The 16,962-nt window shown below is 40.1% G+C and carries 18 protein-coding genes; 13 read left to right on the top strand and 5 right to left on the bottom strand.

Translation table 11 applies throughout. The features are described from left to right. From SORDD24_RS07425 to ffh, 5 genes are all read left to right on the top strand, one after another. A partial coding sequence (locus SORDD24_RS07425) for an AI-2E family transporter (protein ID WP_081103549.1) occupies positions 1-971 on the top strand: 971 nt, incomplete at its 5' end. 238 nt (positions 972-1,209) lie between these two features. Then, positions 1,210-2,406: an elongation factor Tu gene (gene tuf, locus SORDD24_RS07430; RefSeq protein ID WP_061409157.1), complete on the top strand. Its 1,197-nt coding sequence runs from the start codon at positions 1,210-1,212 to the stop codon at positions 2,404-2,406. 141 nt (positions 2,407-2,547) lie between these two features. Next, a complete protein-coding gene (locus tag SORDD24_RS07435) occupies positions 2,548-2,880 on the top strand; it encodes a putative DNA-binding protein (protein WP_061409159.1) in 333 nt (110 codons plus the stop codon). A 2-nt stretch (positions 2,881-2,882) separates the two neighbouring features. Beyond that, entirely contained in the window at positions 2,883-3,098 is a 216-nt protein-coding gene (locus tag SORDD24_RS07440; RefSeq protein ID WP_061409162.1) for a hypothetical protein, read from the top strand. 17 nt (positions 3,099-3,115) lie between these two features. Beyond that, entirely contained in the window at positions 3,116-4,687 is a 1,572-nt protein-coding gene (ffh, locus tag SORDD24_RS07445) for a signal recognition particle protein (RefSeq protein WP_061409165.1), read from the top strand. A gap of 84 nt (positions 4,688-4,771) precedes the next feature. On the opposite strand, the gene SORDD24_RS07450 is transcribed toward ffh, so the two are convergent. From SORDD24_RS07450 to guaA, 5 genes are all read right to left on the bottom strand, one after another. Next, complete coding sequence (locus SORDD24_RS07450) at positions 4,772-5,770, bottom strand: sensor histidine kinase (protein WP_061409168.1); 999 nt, start codon at positions 5,768-5,770, stop codon at positions 4,772-4,774. Next, on the bottom strand, positions 5,754-6,443 hold the full coding sequence (locus SORDD24_RS07455; RefSeq protein WP_061409171.1) for a response regulator transcription factor: 690 nt from the start codon (positions 6,441-6,443) through the stop codon (positions 5,754-5,756). Before SORDD24_RS07455 ends, SORDD24_RS07450 begins: the two co-directional genes overlap by 17 nt. Positions 6,444-6,475: 32 nt before the next feature. Beyond that, a complete protein-coding gene (locus SORDD24_RS07460; RefSeq protein WP_061409173.1) occupies positions 6,476-8,530 on the bottom strand; it encodes an FtsX-like permease family protein in 2,055 nt (684 codons plus the stop codon). Beyond that, the gene (locus tag SORDD24_RS07465; RefSeq protein WP_061409177.1) at positions 8,520-9,293 is read right to left on the bottom strand and encodes an ABC transporter ATP-binding protein; all 774 of its coding nucleotides are present in this window, start codon (positions 9,291-9,293) and stop codon (positions 8,520-8,522) included. The genes SORDD24_RS07460 and SORDD24_RS07465 overlap by 11 nt, the downstream gene beginning before the upstream one ends. Positions 9,294-9,560: 267 nt before the next feature. After that, positions 9,561-11,123, bottom strand: a complete 1,563-nt coding sequence (guaA, locus tag SORDD24_RS07470; protein WP_061409180.1) for a glutamine-hydrolyzing GMP synthase — start codon at positions 11,121-11,123, stop codon at positions 9,561-9,563. 140 nt (positions 11,124-11,263) lie between these two features. Here guaA and SORDD24_RS07475 point away from each other — a divergent pair, with 140 nt between their 5' ends. The 8 genes from SORDD24_RS07475 to atpA form a co-directional block, all read left to right on the top strand. After that, a complete protein-coding gene (locus SORDD24_RS07475; protein WP_061409183.1) occupies positions 11,264-11,962 on the top strand; it encodes a GntR family transcriptional regulator in 699 nt (232 codons plus the stop codon). Between the two features lie 136 nt (positions 11,963-12,098). Next, positions 12,099-13,385, top strand: coding sequence for a peptidase U32 family protein (locus SORDD24_RS07480; protein WP_054362569.1), 1,287 nt, complete (start codon positions 12,099-12,101; stop codon positions 13,383-13,385). Between the two features lie 14 nt (positions 13,386-13,399). Continuing rightward, positions 13,400-13,711, top strand: coding sequence for a CHY zinc finger protein (locus SORDD24_RS10930; RefSeq protein WP_081103550.1), 312 nt, complete (start codon positions 13,400-13,402; stop codon positions 13,709-13,711). Between the two features lie 233 nt (positions 13,712-13,944). After that, positions 13,945-14,145, top strand: a complete 201-nt coding sequence (locus tag SORDD24_RS07485; RefSeq protein ID WP_061409186.1) for a F0F1 ATP synthase subunit C — start codon at positions 13,945-13,947, stop codon at positions 14,143-14,145. A gap of 32 nt (positions 14,146-14,177) precedes the next feature. Continuing rightward, positions 14,178-14,894 carry a F0F1 ATP synthase subunit A gene (atpB, locus tag SORDD24_RS07490; protein WP_061409189.1) on the top strand — a complete coding sequence of 239 codons (717 nt, stop codon included), beginning with the start codon at positions 14,178-14,180 and terminating at the stop codon, positions 14,892-14,894. Between the two features lie 18 nt (positions 14,895-14,912). Next, positions 14,913-15,407, top strand: a complete 495-nt coding sequence (gene atpF, locus SORDD24_RS07495) for a F0F1 ATP synthase subunit B (protein ID WP_061409191.1) — start codon at positions 14,913-14,915, stop codon at positions 15,405-15,407. Further along, entirely contained in the window at positions 15,407-15,943 is a 537-nt protein-coding gene (locus SORDD24_RS07500) for a F0F1 ATP synthase subunit delta (protein ID WP_061409194.1), read from the top strand. Before atpF ends, SORDD24_RS07500 begins: the two co-directional genes overlap by 1 nt. Positions 15,944-15,957: 14 nt before the next feature. Next, positions 15,958-16,962: F0F1 ATP synthase subunit alpha (gene atpA, locus SORDD24_RS07505; protein WP_061409197.1), on the top strand; the 1,005-nt coding region annotated here is incomplete at its 3' end.

The following is a 16,962-nucleotide window of genomic DNA, read 5'->3' on the forward strand; positions in this document are numbered from 1 at the left end:
GGTGGGGATTTTTCTACTACCTGACAAATCCAATCGTAACCTTCTTGGAGAAAAGATGTAAGATCAATCGTTTGATTGGTGTCTTTGTCACTCTTTGCGCCTTGATTGGAGCCATCGTGGTTGGTGTAGTTTATCTCTTACCTATTTTGATCAACCAGCTGACAAGTTTGATTATCTCTAGCCAAAATATCTACAGCAGACTGCAGGATTTGGTTATTGATTTATCAATGAATCCTATTTTCCAAAATATTGATATCCAAAAAACCATTCAACAGTTAAATCTATCCTATGTTGATATTCTCCAAAATATCCTTAATAGCGTCAGCAATAGCTTAGGAAGTGTCCTTTCTGCTTTATTTAGTACGATCCTCATTCTAATTATGACTCCGGTCTTCTTGATCTATTTCCTACTGGATGGCAACAAATTTTTACCGATGTTGGAACGAACAGTTCTCAAACATGACAAGCTGAACCTAACCAGTCTCTTGAAAAACTTGAACGCAACTGTAGCAAGATATATCAGTGGAATTGCGATTGATGCTGCCATAATTGGATGTTTGGCCTATGTGGGTTACAGTGTTATTGGTTTGAAGTATGCCTTAGTCTTTGCTATTTTTTCTGGAATTGCCAATCTGATTCCATATGTTGGTCCAAGTATTGGTTTGATTCCGATGATTATTGCAAATGTATTCACCGATCCTCAACGAATGTTAATTGCAGTTGTCTATATGCTGATTATTCAACAGGTTGATGGCAATATTCTCTACCCTCGTATCGTTGGAGGGGTTATGAAAGTTCACCCAATCACCATTTTAGTCCTTCTCTTACTATCAAGTAATATCTATGGTGTGATTGGTATGGTAGTAGCAGTACCTAGCTATTCTATCTTAAAAGAAATTACTAAGTTCTTTGCGAAATTGTATGAAAATCATAAGGAAGCCAAAGAACAAGAAAAAACAGAATCAGTTTAAAAATCAGGGAAACCTGGTTTTTTTACTTATATAAATAAGCTTTAAAACTAAAATATGATAGAACAGAGGATCTTGATAAGAAGCGGAAGAAAGGGATCCCATAAGATTTAGATTAATTAACAAAATATGTGTAAAACACTTGCAATTTAGCTGAAATTTGATAAAATAGTAAGGAAAGTTAGACTGTATTGCCTACTGTCTATCTATAAAATATATTTTATTGGAGGCTTTTACTCAAATGGCAAAAGAAAAATACGATCGTAGTAAACCACACGTTAACATTGGTACTATCGGACACGTTGACCACGGTAAAACTACCCTAACTGCAGCTATCACAACTGTTTTGGCACGTCGCTTGCCTTCTTCAGTTAACCAACCTAAAGACTATGCGTCTATCGATGCTGCTCCAGAAGAACGCGAACGCGGTATCACCATCAACACTGCGCACGTTGAGTACGAAACTGAAAAACGTCACTACGCTCACATCGACGCTCCAGGACACGCGGACTACGTTAAAAACATGATTACTGGTGCCGCTCAAATGGACGGAGCTATCCTTGTAGTAGCTTCAACTGATGGACCAATGCCACAAACTCGTGAGCACATCCTTCTTTCACGTCAGGTTGGTGTTAAACACTTGATCGTCTTCATGAACAAAGTTGACTTGGTTGATGACGAAGAGTTGCTTGAGTTGGTTGAAATGGAAATCCGTGACCTTCTTTCAGAATACGATTTCCCAGGTGATGACCTTCCAGTTATCCAAGGTTCAGCTCTTAAAGCTCTTGAAGGTGACACTAAGTATGAAGACATCGTTATGGAATTGATGAACACAGTTGATGAGTACATCCCAGAACCAGAACGTGACACTGACAAACCATTGCTTCTTCCAGTCGAGGACGTATTCTCAATCACTGGACGTGGTACAGTTGCTTCAGGACGTATCGACCGTGGTACTGTTCGTGTCAACGACGAAATCGAAATCGTTGGTATCAAAGAAGAAACTTCAAAAGCAGTTGTTACTGGTGTTGAAATGTTCCGTAAACAACTTGACGAAGGTCTTGCCGGAGATAACGTAGGTGTCCTTCTTCGTGGTGTTCAACGTGACGAAATCGAACGTGGACAAGTTATCGCTAAACCAGGTTCAATCAACCCACACACTAAATTCAAAGGTGAAGTCTACATCCTTACTAAAGAAGAAGGTGGACGTCACACTCCATTCTTCAACAACTACCGCCCACAATTCTACTTCCGTACTACTGACGTTACAGGTTCAATCGAACTTCCAGCAGGTACTGAAATGGTAATGCCTGGTGATAACGTGACTATCGACGTTGAGTTGATCCACCCAATCGCCGTAGAACAAGGTACTACATTCTCTATCCGTGAGGGTGGACGTACTGTTGGTTCAGGTATGGTTACAGAAATCGAAGCTTAATTCGATTTAGTTCCCAGAAGAACAATTATTTAAGTCAGACACTAAAAGAATCTTGCTTTGCAAGGTTCTTTTTTCATTCAAATTATCTTAGAAGGCCTTCTAGTATAGCGATATGATAGATTTTTTGGTATAATAAAGGTTATGGAAATCGAAAAAACCAATCGCATGAATGCGCTTTTTGAATTTTATGCTGCGCTTTTGACAGATAAGCAGATGAATTATATTGAACTCTACTATGCAGATGATTACAGTCTTGCGGAGATTGCTGAAGAGTTCGGTGTTAGTCGCCAAGCTGTTTATGACAATATCAAGCGGACAGAAAAGATTTTAGAAGACTATGAGATGAAATTGCACATGTATTCAGACTACATTGTCCGTAGTCAGATTTTTGACCAGATCTTGGAGCGCTATCCTAAGGATGAGTTTCTTCAGGAGCAGATAGAAATTTTAACAAGCATTGATAATCGGGAGTAATCATGGGCAGTGTAGTTGTTTATCAAGGATTACCTTGCAAACTATTAGCCGCAGAGGAACCATTTCCTACTCGACTACAGATTATCTCGCCCAATGATATCTCCAAAGCTATGCAAATAGGTTTTAGCTGTTGGGGATATCCAAATGAAATCATGAAAGAAATCACACCCGAAGAACTTGAGTGTTTGCAACATTTCGGACGATTTCCACTGAATTGAGTAAATAGGAGAAAAAAATGGCATTTGAAAGTTTAACAGAACGTTTGCAGAACGTCTTTAAAAATCTACGTAAAAAAGGAAAAATCTCTGAGGCTGATGTCCAAGAAGCAACCAAAGAAATTCGTTTGGCCTTGCTGGAAGCCGACGTTGCTTTGCCAGTTGTAAAGGACTTTATCAAGAAGGTTCGTGAACGCGCAGTCGGACACGAGGTCATTGATACCCTTAATCCAGCACAACAGATTATCAAAATCGTTGATGAGGAATTGACAGCCATTTTAGGATCTGATACGGCTGAAATTATCAAGTCACCAAAGATTCCTACGATTATCATGATGGTTGGTTTGCAGGGGGCTGGTAAAACAACCTTTGCTGGTAAGCTGGCTAACAAACTCAAGAAGGAAGAAAATGCTCGTCCTTTGATGATTGCTGCAGATATTTACCGCCCAGCTGCCATTGATCAGTTGAAGACGCTTGGACAGCAGATTGATGTTCCTGTTTTCGCTCTTGGAACAGAAGTACCAGCTGTTGAGATTGTTCGACAAGGTTTGGAGCAAGCGCAGGCTAATCACAACGACTATGTTTTGATTGATACGGCAGGGCGTTTGCAGATTGATGAGCTCTTGATGAATGAGCTTCGTGATGTTAAGGCCTTGGCTCAACCAAATGAAATCCTGCTCGTCATTGATGCCATGATCGGTCAGGAAGCGGCCAATGTTGCCCGTGAGTTTAATGCTCAGTTAGAAGTGACTGGGGTTATTCTTACCAAGATTGATGGGGATACTCGTGGTGGTGCGGCCCTATCTGTTCGTCACATCACTGGAAAACCAATCAAGTTCACTGGTACGGGTGAAAAGATTACAGATATCGAAACCTTCCACCCAGATCGTATGTCAAGCCGTATCCTTGGTATGGGGGATATGCTGACCTTGATTGAGAAGGCTTCTCAGGAATACGATGAGCAGAAAGCCCTTGAAATGGCTGAGAAGATGCGTGAAAACACCTTTGATTTCAATGATTTCATCGATCAGTTGGATCAAGTGCAAAATATGGGGCCAATGGAAGACTTGCTCAAGATGATTCCAGGTATGGCTAACAATCCAGCTCTTCAAAATATGAAGGTGGATGAGCGCCAGATTGCGCGTAAACGTGCCATCGTGTCTTCTATGACTCCTGAAGAGCGTGAAAATCCTGATTTGTTAAATCCAAGTCGTCGCCGTCGTATTGCTGCAGGCTCTGGAAATACCTTTGTTGAAGTCAATAAATTCATCAAGGACTTTAACCAGGCCAAACAGCTCATGCAAGGTGTCATGTCTGGTGATATGAACAAAATGATGAAACAAATGGGCATTAATCCAAATAACCTCCCTAAAAATATGCCAAATATGGGCGGGATGGATATGTCTGCCCTTGAAGGAATGATGGGACAAGGCGGCATGCCAGATATGTCAGCTCTTGGAGGAGCTGGAATGCCAGATATGAGCCAGATGTTTGGTGGTGGACTCAAGGGTAAAATCGGTGAATTTGCCATGAAACAGTCTATGAAACGCATGGCTAACAAAATGAAAAAAGCGAAGAAGAAGCGGAAATAAGAAAAAGGAAAGCAGAGGTGCTTTCCTTTTTGATATAAAATATGTGCATTCTATGATTAGGCAATTTTCTTAATCGAAAAATTACTAAATAGAAAGAGTAATCTCAAATCCTTGCATCCATTCGGATTTTACTACGATGTCGATTTTTAAAGCATCTGCTAATTGTTTGACAAGATAGAGACCCATGCCTGTTGATTTTTTCCTTGTCTCTCCTGAATCACCAGTAAATCCTTTTTCAAATATATGAGGGAGGTCGCAAGCTTTAACTCCACAGCCATTATCCCTAATAATCAGACTTGTGCGCCCCTTGTCACTTGACATAGAAATTTTGAATTCTGGCTTGTCAGAGCTATATTTAAGGGCGTTGGCTAGTATTTGAGACAGGATAAATTCAAAACTGCGTTGGTCGGTGTAGTAGTTTCCCTGTATATTTTCTAGATGAATCGTAAAATTTTTTTCTTTAATCAAGGGATCAAAGTTTTCCAAAAGATCTTGGATACACTCTTGGAGGTCGACATCTTCAAATAGAAAATCATTTTTTTCACTTTTAACCCTGTAATAGAATAGTATCTGTGATACATTTCCTTGGATTTGATTTTTTACATAGTCTAACTTAAAAGCTGTATTCTTAGGCAGCTGGTCACTTTGATTGTCCAAAAGGAGGGAAAGAAGCGATAGAGGGAGTTTGATTTCATGAACCCATTTTTCAACATAGTCCTCGTACTCGGATAGTAATGAGTTGAGTTTTCCTATTTCCGCCTGCCTTTGGTAAAGCGCATTTGCGATTTCTTCGATGCTTTCTTTCTCTGAGGCGCTTGATAAACGCAATAATTCCAGCTCCGTATCTATCTTAGGATTGGCTATGAAGGCTTTATAAGCAGCTGATTTTTTTCTTTCTTTTCTTATAAGTAGGAGTGATAGGATAAAAAAGAGTAGGACTGTAGCTAAGAGATAGAGGAGGATGAGGACTTGAAACTTTCTCACGTCTGAAAGCCAAAGCAGGACAGCTGTGAATAGATCAAATGCTAAAAGAACAAGTAACCAGGGAAGGTAAGTAGCTAGATATTTAAGATTCTGTTTCATCTGGACTTACCTCTTTTATCTTGTAACCAATACCTCTGACGGACTTGACTTGAAGGGCAATGCCAGCCTGTTTCATCACCTTTTTGAGCCTTGCAATATTTACTTGAAGAGCATTTTCATCGATAAACTCAGTTGTGTTCCATAATTTCATACTTAATTCTTCTTTAGTGACGACAGGAGCATTAGTAACCAATAAGGTTTCTAACAGTTTTCCTTGATTTTGGGGGAGTAATATAGATTGTCCATTGATATAAAGGGTATAGGTCTGTCTATCCAGCAGAAAATTATCTTTTTCAAGTAGATTTTGTCTGCCTTCATAGCGTTTCAAGATATTTTCTATACGTGCCAAAAATCTTTCTTTCTTGAAAGGCTTTGTTAAGTACTCGTCTGCCCCTAATTTCAGGGCATAGATTTCATCTTTTAATTGTTCACGAGAGGTGAGAACCAATATGGGCACAGAGCGTTTGGACTTGAGATTTTTAAAAATTTGAAAACCTGTTTCTCCCGGCAAATTCAAATCAAGTATGATTAGATCCGTATTGTATTGCAGCACTTGCTGGCTTGTATCTTTGAAGTCAGTCAACTTATCAACTTGATAACCCGCTTTCTCTAACAAGATAACAATTTCATCTCGAATCAAGGCTTCATCTTCAATTACCAGAATATGCTTCATATCGGCTCCTCCTTTTCCTATTTTATTCTACTTTATTCATCTCTTTTGGGTTCCATTAAGGACAACAAGTAATTATTGCTATTTTTCTTTACAATTCTGATATAGATGACTTCAAAACCAGCTAAGAGCAGTACGATTAGCATAGCTGTCATAAATTTCTGCCCCATAACCATTCTTGCGCTAGCGGGTACAATTCCTGTGAGGAGGGAGCTCACTCCGAAGCTACTACTGATAAGTGCAAGGGCTATTGGTAGACCGAAATACCAGTTAATTTGCTTTTCTGACGATTTACAAAGAGTTTCGTAGTTGGCTCCGAGATGGATCAAGGTTTGGTATCGTCTGTAGGATTGTCTTTGTCCCATCAAAAACTGGACACCGATGATTGTATTTGCGACAACAAGGAAGATGATAGCCAGATATATAGTGATATAGCTGGCAGAGATAATGTAAAATAATTGTCTTCCCATATTTTGTATATAACTTTCATAGCCAAGAGAGGTTTGATTCAGCTTTTCATTTGTATCTGAGATAGCTCTCATCAGGCCTTTTTCCTTGACTAGCTCAGGAGCCAAGATACCGCTGACATAGTTCGAATAGTGACCGTCTGTATAGTTCATAAAGACTTCATCTGTGACTATGAGGGCAACAGAGAGGGTGATTTCACGATCCGTTACAATCGGTAAAGACTGTACTTCGCCAATCAATTTTATATCATTTCCCATGACGTTGATTTGAGGATTTGTCTTTAGGACAGAGTTAACCAAGTTCTCATCAGGGAGAAAATCTTTTCCCATATACAAGTAGGCTTCCTTACTAGTTAATTCTAAAGGAGGGAGATTGGCAGCTTTTCTAAGTTCATTGTATTCGGAAACTGGTATGAGGTGGGAAGTAGTAGACTGTTTAAATCTTTGGAGCAAAATTTCCTTGTTCTTGCTGCCTTTTTGCTTTTTCAACTCATTGATGATCTCTTCGAAGGACACGGACTCGTTTTCTTTTGGTTTCCCGACTTTGATTTGTAGAATCTTTGAGAACTGTGATGCTAGTCCTTCTGATTCAAGCTCTTTTTTAACTGTATTCACATCAAGATTTTCATCTGATTCCTGCTTGCTATCTCTAAATGTATAATCTAAGACATGAGCCTGATTACCAGAATTGCCACTTGCAATGGCAACACCTGCACCAAAGAGGCACAAGGCAGAGAAGATTAAGAGCGAGCAGATGGCCAGTATAGTTGAGCGCTGGATAACTAATTCCTGAATCTGTCTAAAATTATAGGTATGGAGTTTTCGATGGCTACCAAGATTGATTAGAATGTCTATAAATAAACGCATACCAAAGAAGAGTAGGATAGTTCCTAGAGTTCCCAGGAAAACAGTGATGCCCATGGTTATGACACTTTCCCAAGCACGTCCACTCATCCCCAAGTAATAGGCTGTTCCGAGAAGCAAGATTCCGAGGACGGAAGCAAGAAGGTATACCCCCTTGGGAAGTAGTTTCTTCATACCAGAAGGAGAAAAGGCAAGAAGATCTCCGATTTCCTTATTGGCTGTTTTTGCACTTAAAAGAACAAAGACGACTAATTTAACAGCTAGGAAGCCGATGACTGTATAGAGTAGAGCTGTAGTAGATAGAGAAAATTGATGTTCAATAATCCCCAACCCAACAATTTTGGCTGTTATTAGACTAATTAGTTCCGAAATTAAGATGGCAATAGGAAGGCCTATTCCAAGAGCAAGGATACTGTTTCTCAAATCCTCAAGGAGAAGTAGTAAGAAGAGTTTGCTTCTCCGCATGCCTAGTGTGAGATAAACACCAAATTCATGTTTTCTCCTTTCCATCTGCATACTGCTTGCGAAATAGACTAGAAAGAATAGAATAAAGAGAGTTGCTACATAAAGAATGGGAATCATGCCAAAGAGTTTATTTACAGCATCACTTTCTATTTGTTTTAGAAAGATTATCACATCTTGATGAGACAAAGAAAGGATGATGTAAAAGGAGATAATAGAAAGAACCATGGAACTGAAATACAAGCCATTATTCTTTCGATCCCTCTTGCTATTTCTTGAGACTAATTTAGAAAACATTGCCATCACCTCCAGCTAGGGCTGCCATGACCTTTAGTATTCTGTGGTAGAAGTCTTCTTGACTTTCTCTTGGATAATCGCGACGGATTTCATGGAAGAGTTTTCCGTCTTGGATAAACAAGATGCGGTTGCAAAAGCTGGCTGCGACGGAATCGTGGGTCACCATGAGAATGGTGGTTTCTTCCACTTGATTCATTTCGGATAATTTTTGCATCAAAATGGTCGCATTTTTTGAATCCAAAGCCCCAGTGGGCTCATCCGCAAATACAATCTTAGGGTCTAAAATCAAGGCACGAGCAGCAGCTACCCTTTGCCGTTGACCACCTGATAATTGAGATGGGAACTTATCCAGAAGTTCAGAAATATCTAGATATTGGGAAAGCAATTCTAACCGAACCTTGCTTTCGTTGGCATCGACCTTGTGCAAAGACAAGGGGAGTAAAATATTTTCTTTGGCTGTCAGATTGTCCAAAAGCTCAAAATTCTGGAAGAGGTAGCCAGTTTCCCTGCCACGATAATCAGATAACTGACTACCTTTTAATTGACCTAAATCTTTTTCTTGCATTTGAATAGAGCCGTCAGTTGGCTTTATGATTGTGGCGAGACAGTTAAGAAGGGTTGTTTTCCCAGAACCGCTACTCCCCATAATTCCTAAGAACTCACCTTTTACAACTTGAAAAGATATGCCGTTCAAGGCCTTGGTGATATTCGGCTCTTTTCCATAATGCTTTGTTAATGATTCTACTCGTAAAATGGTTTCCATGTGAAACACCTCCATCTTTTGTTACTTTCATTATAGTATGAATCAGAGTAGAATAACACTTACGGATGATGTAAGAAATCTTTATCGCTGACTTCTATGGTCAGTTTATTGGACTTATACTTATTATATTATAGCATGATTTTAGGGATTTAAAAAGGGGAGTTGAAGCTCAAGGACTTTCCATATTACAAAAAATTCTGATTTTAAAAATATGAAAGAAAAAGCCTTAGAAAGATTGATTTCTAGGGCTTTTTAAAATCATTAACTCTATTCCCACTCAACAGTTGCAGGTGGTTTACTTGTAATATCGTAGACGATACGGTTAACGTGATCCACTTCATTTACGATACGTACTGAGATCTTTTGAAGAACTTCCCATGGAATTTTGGCAAAGTCAGCTGTCATACCATCGATAGAAGTGATAGCGCGGATGGCAATGGTGTAGTCATATGTACGACCGTCACCCATAACACCTACTGAACGAACGCCTGTGTTGACAGTGAAATATTGCCAGATATCGCGGTCAAGTCCCGCTTTAGCAATTTCTTCACGAAGGATTGCGTCTGATTCACGGACTGTTTCAAGTTTTTCTTCAGTGATTTCACCCATGACACGGATCGCAAGTCCTGGTCCTGGGAATGGTTGGCGCCATACAATGTGGTCTGGCATACCAAGCTCTGTACCGAGAGCACGAACCTCATCCTTGTAAAGAGTATTGAGTGGCTCGATAAGTTCAAATTGCATGTCTTCTGGAAGGCCACCTACGTTGTGGTGTGACTTGATGGTTTGGGCTGTATCAGTTCCAGACTCGATCACGTCAGTATAAAGAGTTCCTTGAGCAAGGAATTTCACATCTTTGAGCTTGCTTGCTTCGTCATCAAAGACATAAACAAATTCGTTACCGATGATCTTCCGTTTTTGTTCAGGGTCAGAAATGCCAGCAAGTTTGTCAAGGAAGCGTTTTGCAGCGTCTGCTTTGACGATATTCAAACCAAACTTACCACCAAGCATCTCCATAACTTGGTCTGCTTCCCCTTTACGAAGAAGACCGTGGTCTACAAAGATACAGATTAATTGATCGCCGATTGCTTTCTGGAGAAGAACGCCAACGACAGAAGAGTCAACACCACCAGATAGACCGAGAAGGACACGTTTGTCTCCAACAGTTTCACGGATTTTTTGAATCTGCATCTCGATAAAGTTATCCATTGACCAGTCGCCTTTAGCCTTACAGATATTAAGTGCAAAGTTGCGAAGGATATCATTTCCATAGACAGAATGGCGAACCTCTGGATGGAATTGGATACCGTAGATATGTTTGTCTGGATTTTCAATAGCTGCATAAGGACAGTCAGCAGAAGTTCCAGTACGAACGAAATCAGCTGGAATCTCTGTAACAGCATCGCCATGGCTCATCAAAACAATCTGTTCTTCTGGTGTACCTTCAAAGAGGGCAGAAGGAGTGTGAGTAAGTGGGGATTGACCATACTCGCGGTTTCCAGCATCACCTGCTGGGACAACCTTACCTCCAAGTTTGTGGGTAAGAAGTTGCATACCATAGCAGATTCCCAAAATTGGAATACCAAGTTCAAAAATTTCTGGGTCAATATCAAATGAACCTTCTTCGTAAACAGAGTTTGGTCCACCTGAGAGAATGATCCCTACCGGGTTAATCGCACGAACCTCTGCTGCTGAAATCTTATGGCTTTTTAGCTCTGAAAAAACACCAATTTCACGGATACGGCGTGAAATTAGCTGGTTGTATTGGCTACCATAGTCCAGTACGATGATTTTTTCGACATCTTGCAAATCAGTTGAAATCTTGCTCATCATTTTCCTTTCTCAAAAGAAATATCTTTTTCAATATTCTATCACAAATAGGGGCGAATTACCAACTAAACAAGGCAAAGTTTGACTTTTTCTTAGCAAATACGGTACAATGGAGAAAATAAAGAAAAGAAGTGAGAATCATGTTACCAGCTTATATGAAAATCCACGATCAGATCAAGAAGGATATAGATGAGCATCATTGGAAAATCGGAGAGAGACTTCCAAGTGAGCGAGATTTAGCTGAACAGTTTCAAGTGAGCCGGATGACATTACGCCAGGCTATCTCTCTCTTAGTTGAGGAAGGAGTTTTGGAGCGTCGTGTAGGAAGTGGGACCTTTGTCTCTAGCACTCGTGTCCAAGAAAAAATGCGGGGCACCACTAGTTTTACGGAGATTGTCAAATCCCAAGGGAAAGTTCCTTCTAGTCAGCTGATTTCCTATAGGAGAACCATTCCCAATGAGCAGGAAGTGGCAAAGCTAGGTATTTCACCAACTGAGAATATCATCCGTATGGAGCGGGTTCGGTATGCCGATCAAGTTCCACTAGTCTATGAAGTCGCATCCATTCCTGAAAAATTTATTAAGAATTTTAAAAAAGAAGAAGTAACCAGTCATTTCTTTCAGACCTTGCAGCAACATGGCTACCGGATTGGCAAATCCCAACAGACCATTTATGCGAGATTGGCTAAGGAAAAGATTGCTCACTATCTAGAAGTTGAAAAGGGGCATGCCATTTTAGCCTTGACTCAGGTTTCTTATCTCGATGATGGGACGGCTTTTGAATATGTTAAGAGTCAGTATGTGGGTGAACGCTTTGAATTTTATCTTGAAAACAACTAGTCTAGAAAGGCTAGTTTTTAGTTTCTAAGAAGATTAGAATTGTCAAAACAATTTGTCTAGGCTTGATTTTATTCATTATTTACTATAAAATGAGAAGGAAAAACGTCAAACTTTTATATTGCAAATAGGAGAAAAAATGACAAAAACATTAAAACGTCCTGAGGTTCTTTCACCTGCTGGGACTTTAGAAAAACTGAAAGTAGCTGTTCAATATGGTGCGGACGCAGTCTTCATCGGTGGACAGGCCTATGGTCTTCGTAGCCGTGCTGGAAACTTTACCTTTGAGCAGATGGAAGAAGGAGTCCAGTTTGCTGCTAAGTACGGTGCCAAGGTCTATGTGGCTGCCAACATGGTTATGCACGAAGGAAACGAAGCTGGTGCTGGAGAATGGTTCCGTAAGTTGCGTGACATCGGGATTGCCGCAGTTATCGTGTCAGATCCGGCCTTGATTATGATTGCAGCAACCGAAGCACCAGGACTTGAAATCCATCTTTCAACTCAAGCCAGTGCAACCAACTATGAAACTCTAGAGTTCTGGAAAGAACTTGGTCTAACTCGTGTGGTTTTGGCTCGTGAAGTTTCAATGGAAGAATTGGCAGAGATTCGCAAACGTACAGATGTTGAGATTGAGGCTTTTGTCCATGGAGCCATGTGTATTTCTTACTCAGGTCGCTGTACGCTTTCAAACCACATGAGTATGCGTGATGCTAACCGCGGGGGCTGTTCTCAGTCTTGCCGTTGGAAATACGACCTCTACGATATGCCTTTTGGTCAAGAACGTAAGAGTCTTAAAGGTGAAATCCCAGAAGAATTTTCGATGTCTGCCGTTGACATGTCCATGATTGACCATATCCCAGATATGATTGAAAATGGTGTAGATAGTCTCAAGATTGAAGGTCGAATGAAGTCTATTCACTATGTTTCAACAGTAACCAACTGCTACAAGGCAGCTGTGGATGCTTATCTCGAAAGCCCTGAAAAGTTTGAATCCATCAAACAAGACTTGGTGGATGAGATGTGGAAGGTTGCCCAGCGTGAATTGGCAACAGGATTCTACTATGGTACGCCGTCTGAGAATGAGCAGTTATTTGGTGCTCGCCGTAAGATTCCTGAGTATAAGTTTGTAGCTGAAGTCGTTTCTTATGATGAAGCAACCCAGACAGCAACCATTCGTCAACGAAATGTCATCAACGAAGGCGATCAAGTTGAGTTTTATGGACCAGGTTTCCGTCATTTTGAAACCTATATCGAGGATCTTCACGATGCTAAGGGAAATAAAATCGATCGTGCTCCAAATCCAATGGAACTCTTGACAATCAAGGTTCCACAACCTGTACAAGCAGGTGACATGGTTCGTGCTCTGAAAGAAGGGCTCATCAACCTCTATAAGGAAGACGGGACAAGTGTTACAGTTCGTGCCTAGATAAGGAAAAGGGAATGATTCAAGCACAAGGTTTATTGGTAGATGATGAAAGCAGATGTGTTCATTATCATAGTGAAAAGGATGTTGTTGCACTCCAGTGTTATGAATGCAAGAAATACTACGCATGTTATCAGTGTCACAATGCGATGGAGACACATGTATTTTCTCCCTATCACTTGGCGCTTTCTGAGGATCGACCGATTTTATGTGGGGCTTGTAAGAGGACTATGACATTTCAAGAATATCAAAAACAGATAGCTTGTCCATTCTGCTCATGTCCGTTTAATCCAGCTTGCAAACTTCATCATTCATTTTATTTCAAATAGACAAAAATAGATCCAAGTTTTTAAGCTTGGGTCTTTCATTTTGTTTCAGAAAAATTAGAAAAAATACGGAATTTCTCACCTTAAAAAGAAAACTTTTCCATATAATAGTACTAAAAATAGTAAAATTAGAAATTAATTATCTTAAACGCTTTCAATGTTAGTAAAAAGTTGACAAAAACAAATTTTAGGACTAAACTAAGGAAGTAAATTTAAATAAAAAAGGAGAATTCATTATGAATTTAACATTTTTGGGTCTTTGTTTTGCCTGCTTTGGTGTTTCAATCGCTGAAGGAATGATTATGAGTAGTCTTTTCAAATCTGCTGCACGCCAACCTGAAATTATCGACCAATTACGTAGTCTGTTGATTCTTGGGGTTGCTTTTGTTGAAGGTACCTTCTTTGTAACCTTGGCGATGTCATTCGTTATCAAATAGACCACTCTATTTAGAAAAAGAGGTGTCAAACCATGGAAGAAAGTGTGAATCCAACCTTAAATATTGGACCTATATCCTTTGATTTGACCCTACTTGCCATGTCTCTTGTAACTGTTTTGATGGTCTTTGCTTTTGTTTACTGGACTAGTCGTAAAATGACAATCCGTCCAAAGGGGAAACAAAATGCTCTTGAGATGATTTATGATTTTGTGATTAGCTTTTCCAAGGGAAATATTGGGGAAACTTATATGAAGGATTATTCCTTGTTCCTGTTTTCTCTATTTTTGTTTATCTTGGTAGCCAATAATATTGGTTTAATGGCAAAAGTACAAACAACAAACGGTTATAACTTGTGGACTTCCCCAACAGCTAACCTTGGATACGACTTATCCCTCTCGTTATTGATCACTTTGATCGCCCATGTAGAAGGAGTTCGTCGTAGAGGCATTAAAGAATATTTGAGAGCATTTGTTACACCTGGCTTTATGACTCCGATGAACCTTTTAGAAGAGTTCACCAATTTTGCCTCTTTGGCAATTCGGATATACGGAAATATTTTTGCCGGTGAAGTCTTGGCTGGCTTGTTACTAGCCTTAGCACAAAATGCCTTTTATTGGTATCCTTTGGCCTTTATCGCAAACATGTTATGGACAGCCTTTTCGATTTTCATTTCATGTATTCAAGCCTATGTCTTTACCATGTTGTCATCGATGTACATTGGTAAGAAGATAAATGCTGGGGAAGAGTAAGTAGAGGAGGATTAGAAGATGGATTTAACTATTAGTACCATTATTGGTGACTTTATTCTTATCGCTGGTTCCTTCCTTTTGTTAATCTTTTTAGTTAAAAAATTCGCTTGGGGAAATCTTACCAATATTTTAGATGAACGTGCTGAAAAAATTTCTTCAGATATTGACGGAGCAGAAGCTGCCCGTAAGAAGGCCGAAGAACTCGCTAGCAAACGTGAAGCTGAGTTGGCAGGTAGCCGTTCGGAAGCTAAGACAATTATCGAGAATGCAAAGGAAACAGCTGAGAAAAGTAGAGCTGACATCTTGGCTGAGGCGAAACTGGAAGCAGGACGCTTGAAAGAAAAAGCTAACCAAGAAATTGCTCAAAATAAAGCGGAAGCTTTACAAAGCGTTAAGGGTGAGGTAGCAGATTTGACGATTAGTCTCGCTGGTAAAATCATCTCACAAAACCTTGACGGACAAGCCCATAAAGAACTCATTGATCAGTACATCGATCAGCTAGGAGAAGCTTAATGGACAAAAAGACAGTAAAGGTAATTGAAAAATACAGCATGCCTTTTGTCCAATTGGTGATTGAAAAGGGAGAAGAAGACCGTATCTTTTCTGACTTAGCTCAAATCAAGCAAGTCGCAGAAGAAACAGACTTGCCTTCTTTTTTAGGTCAAGTGGCAGTAGATGAGTCGGATAAGGAAAAAACCGTTCGTTTCTTCCGAGACTCAGTGTCACCATTAATGCAAAACTTTATTCAGGTGCTGCTATACAATCACAGAGCAAATTTATTTTATGAAGTAATTGTAGATTGTTTGAGTCGACTTGAAAAAGAAACGAATCGATTTGAAGTAACGATTGCCTCCGCTCATCCATTAACAGATGACCAGAAGGCGCGATTGCTTCCTTTGATTGAGAAAAAAATGTCTCTGAAAGTTCGGACTATCAAAGAACAAATCGATGAAAGTCTCATTGGTGGTTTTGTCATTTTTGCCAATCACAAGACAATTGATGTGAGTATTAAACAGCAACTTCGTGTTGTTAAAGAAAATTTGAAATAGAAAGTGGTGTTCTTTTGGCAATTAACGCACAAGAAATCAGCGCTTTAATTAAGCAACAAATTGAAAATTTCAAACCCAATTTTGATGTGACTGAAACTGGTGTTGTAACCTATATCGGGGACGGTATTGCACGTGCCCACGGCCTTGAAAATGCCATGAGCGGAGAGCTCTTAATTTTTGAAAACGGCTCTTATGGTATGGCGCAAAACTTGGAATCAACAGACGTTGGGATTATCATTCTCGGTGACTTCACGGATATCCGTGAAGGAGACACTATCCGTCGTACGGGTAAAATCATGGAAGTTCCTGTCGGTGATAACTTGATTGGACGTGTTGTGGACCCACTTGGTCGTCCCGTTGATGGTCTCGGAGAAATCCATACTGACAAGACTCGTCCAGTAGAAGCACCAGCTCCTGGTGTTATGGAGCGTAAGTCTGTATCAGAACCATTGCAAACAGGTTTGAAAGCTATTGACGCCCTTGTACCGATTGGTCGTGGTCAGCGTGAGCTGATCATCGGTGACCGTCAGACAGGGAAAACAACCATTGCAATCGATACCATCTTGAACCAAAAAGGTCAAGATATGATTTGTATCTATGTAGCGATTGGACAAAAAGAATCAACCGTTCGTACGCAAGTAGAAACACTACGTCAGTACGGTGCTTTGGATTACACAATCGTTGTGACAGCCTCAGCTTCACAACCTTCTCCATTACTCTTCCTAGCTCCTTATGCTGGTGTTGCTATGGCAGAAGAATTCATGTACCAAGGGAAGCATGTTTTGATTGTATATGATGATCTTTCAAAACAAGCGGTAGCTTACCGTGAACTTTCTCTCTTGCTTCGTCGTCCACCAGGTCGTGAAGCCTTCCCAGGGGATGTTTTCTACCTCCACAGCCGTTTGCTTGAGCGCTCAGCCAAAGTTTCTGACGAGCTTGGTGGTGGATCAATCACAGCCCTACCATTTATTGAGACGCAAGCAGGAGATATCTCTGCCTATATCGCAACCAACGTGATT

It is taken from the genome of Streptococcus oralis, assembly GCF_001579175.1.
Classification (GTDB): Bacteria; Bacillota; Bacilli; order Lactobacillales; family Streptococcaceae; genus Streptococcus; species Streptococcus oralis_O.

Coding starts and splice junctions, on each gene's coding strand:
- tuf (WP_061409157.1), top strand. CDS start 1,210: ATGGCAAAAGAAAAATACGATCGTAGTAAACCACACGTTAACATTGGT.
- SORDD24_RS07435 (WP_061409159.1), top strand. CDS start 2,548: ATGGAAATCGAAAAAACCAATCGCATGAATGCGCTTTTTGAATTTTAT.
- SORDD24_RS07440 (WP_061409162.1), top strand. CDS start 2,883: ATGGGCAGTGTAGTTGTTTATCAAGGATTACCTTGCAAACTATTAGCC.
- ffh (WP_061409165.1), top strand. CDS start 3,116: ATGGCATTTGAAAGTTTAACAGAACGTTTGCAGAACGTCTTTAAAAAT.
- SORDD24_RS07450 (WP_061409168.1), bottom strand. CDS start 5,770: ATGAAACAGAATCTTAAATATCTAGCTACTTACCTTCCCTGGTTACTT.
- SORDD24_RS07455 (WP_061409171.1), bottom strand. CDS start 6,443: ATGAAGCATATTCTGGTAATTGAAGATGAAGCCTTGATTCGAGATGAA.
- SORDD24_RS07460 (WP_061409173.1), bottom strand. CDS start 8,530: ATGTTTTCTAAATTAGTCTCAAGAAATAGCAAGAGGGATCGAAAGAAT.
- SORDD24_RS07465 (WP_061409177.1), bottom strand. CDS start 9,293: ATGGAAACCATTTTACGAGTAGAATCATTAACAAAGCATTATGGAAAA.
- guaA (WP_061409180.1), bottom strand. CDS start 11,123: ATGAGCAAGATTTCAACTGATTTGCAAGATGTCGAAAAAATCATCGTA.
- SORDD24_RS07475 (WP_061409183.1), top strand. CDS start 11,264: ATGTTACCAGCTTATATGAAAATCCACGATCAGATCAAGAAGGATATA.
- SORDD24_RS07480 (WP_054362569.1), top strand. CDS start 12,099: ATGACAAAAACATTAAAACGTCCTGAGGTTCTTTCACCTGCTGGGACT.
- SORDD24_RS10930 (WP_081103550.1), top strand. CDS start 13,400: ATGATTCAAGCACAAGGTTTATTGGTAGATGATGAAAGCAGATGTGTT.
- SORDD24_RS07485 (WP_061409186.1), top strand. CDS start 13,945: ATGAATTTAACATTTTTGGGTCTTTGTTTTGCCTGCTTTGGTGTTTCA.
- atpB (WP_061409189.1), top strand. CDS start 14,178: ATGGAAGAAAGTGTGAATCCAACCTTAAATATTGGACCTATATCCTTT.
- atpF (WP_061409191.1), top strand. CDS start 14,913: ATGGATTTAACTATTAGTACCATTATTGGTGACTTTATTCTTATCGCT.
- SORDD24_RS07500 (WP_061409194.1), top strand. CDS start 15,407: ATGGACAAAAAGACAGTAAAGGTAATTGAAAAATACAGCATGCCTTTT.